Consider the following 1,894-nt stretch of genomic DNA (forward strand, 5'->3'; position numbering starts at 1 on the left):
GGTTTCCGTAGGCAGACCGGCTGCCACCGAGAGGTCCTGGCTGCCGAAGTCGGAGTAGCGGTATTCGGCCCGCGCGATCCACTTGTCGGTAAAGGCGTGTTCGATGCCGGCTCCAACGGTCCAGCCGACATGGCTGTCGCTGTGGAGCGTTACTTCGGCGGCAGGGCCACCGGCGCTGACCGCAATCAGTTCATACTTGGCCGCGGCGACGCCGGCAGTGATGTAGGGCAAGGTCCGATCGAAAGCATAGCCGGCGCGCAGCCGCGCCGACCCCGACCATTTGAGTTCGCTCTTGAGCAACGTGGTGACACCGCCGCCGCCGGCGTCGAGGGCCGTCAGCCCATCTATATTGCTGTACACAATGTCGGCCTCGGCGCCGATCACGAAGCTGTTCTCCATCTGGTAATTGGCGCCGATATGGACACCGCCGATAAATCCGTTCGGATCGGTGGAGACATTGAGATCGGTGGCCCCGCCCAGTCCGCCGCCGGCGATGAACAGATTGGATTTTCCGGCCGCGTAGCCGATGTCGACGCCGGCATAGAGTCCGGACCAGTCGTAGCCGGATGCAACAGGCGAAACCTCATTGATATCAGCCGCACACGCCACACCGAGCGGCGCGAGAATGAAGGCCGTTGCGAGAAGAAGAGTTTTCATTGTTGTCTGCTGCCCCATGTTGCTTCCCCACCGCATAAATGAGCTGCGGAGATCCAGCTGTTGTCGAGAAATCCGGTGTTGCATTGTCCGCTGGCTGCGTCTTGGGCTGGGCCGCACCCGAATTGTCGGGGAAAGCATCGCAGCGCTTTCCCGGCTGGTGTGGCCATTCGGCCTCAGTCGATTGGCGTGTCGTGTATCCAGCGGGGTTGGCGGCCGGCGAGACTACCTGGCACTGCCCGGTGTCGAGCCGAATCGGCGGCGGAAGCAGCGGTTGAAATAGGAGACGTCGGAGAAGCCGCTGAGCAGCGCGATCTCGCTGATCCGCATGCGGTCATTGTGCCTGTCGCGGAGCATGCGATGCGCCCTTTGCAAGCGCAGTTCGAGAATGCGCTCGGCAAAGCTCACCCCGGTTTCCTGCAGCAGGTCATGGACATAGCGAACGGAGAGCCGCAATTGCCCGGCAACGCCCTGCGCCGAAATGGCGGGATCGGCGAAATTATCCCTCATCTTCTGCAGTATGGCTTGCAGCCTTGCCGCGCGCAGGCCGCGCAGGCCCGCCAGTTCGGCCGCTTCGCCCTTGGCGCCGGTCGCAAGGCCGATCAGGTCGACGATCGTTTCGGTGGCGTGGCCGATGAGGTCGGGCGAGACCAGCGCCGGGCCTGCTTCCAGGAAGCTGCAATAGCGCTTGAGCATGCCGAGCGCCTCATTGTCGGCTCCAACGGTCAACGCCAGCCGATCCTCGATATGAGCGAAGGCATTTTCCAGCACGGCACGAGGGAGCACCACATTGGCCCAGACATTGCTGTCGCCGCCGGTCATCTGCAACGCTTCCGAAGCCGAGACCAGTGCGGCCTCGCCTTTGCCGACGTGATAATCGCGGCCAATCTGCGTGCCGCTGAGCACCGTATCGCCATTGTTCACCAGCAGCAGATAGCCGTCGCGACCGTCGGCGGCGATATTGCCCGCCTTGCGGCTGGCATGACGGATCGTCCCGGCCATCTGCCCAAGCACCAGCGAGCCGACAGCGGTGGCTTCGATCGCGGCTTCGAACGACAGTCTCTCCGAAATCGTGTATTCGACCGACCATATCTCGGCGACATGGATGTCCTGCCAGAGCGCGAAGCGTGCGCGATGATCCAGATGCGGCGGCAGATCCGCCGATGAGAAGACGTTCTTTTGCAAGGGGCAACCGGCCTTTTCTACAATCGCGTCTTCATTTCGACACGCACCGTATGGG

2 protein-coding genes are annotated in these 1,894 nt (G+C 62.6%); both read right to left on the minus strand.

Annotated elements, in window-relative coordinates; genetic code table 11:
- Positions 1-657 (minus strand): outer membrane protein (locus EN893_RS31810; protein ID WP_164901292.1); only part of this gene is annotated, 657 nt, incomplete at its 3' end.
- Between the two features lie 222 nt (positions 658-879).
- Positions 880-1,863, minus strand: coding sequence for a helix-turn-helix transcriptional regulator (locus tag EN893_RS31815; RefSeq protein WP_348632526.1), 984 nt, complete (start codon positions 1,861-1,863; stop codon positions 880-882).
- Positions 1,864-1,894: the final 31 nt, after the last annotated feature.

Origin of the sequence: Mesorhizobium sp. M7A.F.Ca.CA.004.04.2.1, from assembly GCF_004022825.1 — a bacterium.
GTDB lineage: Bacteria > Pseudomonadota > Alphaproteobacteria > Rhizobiales > Rhizobiaceae > Mesorhizobium.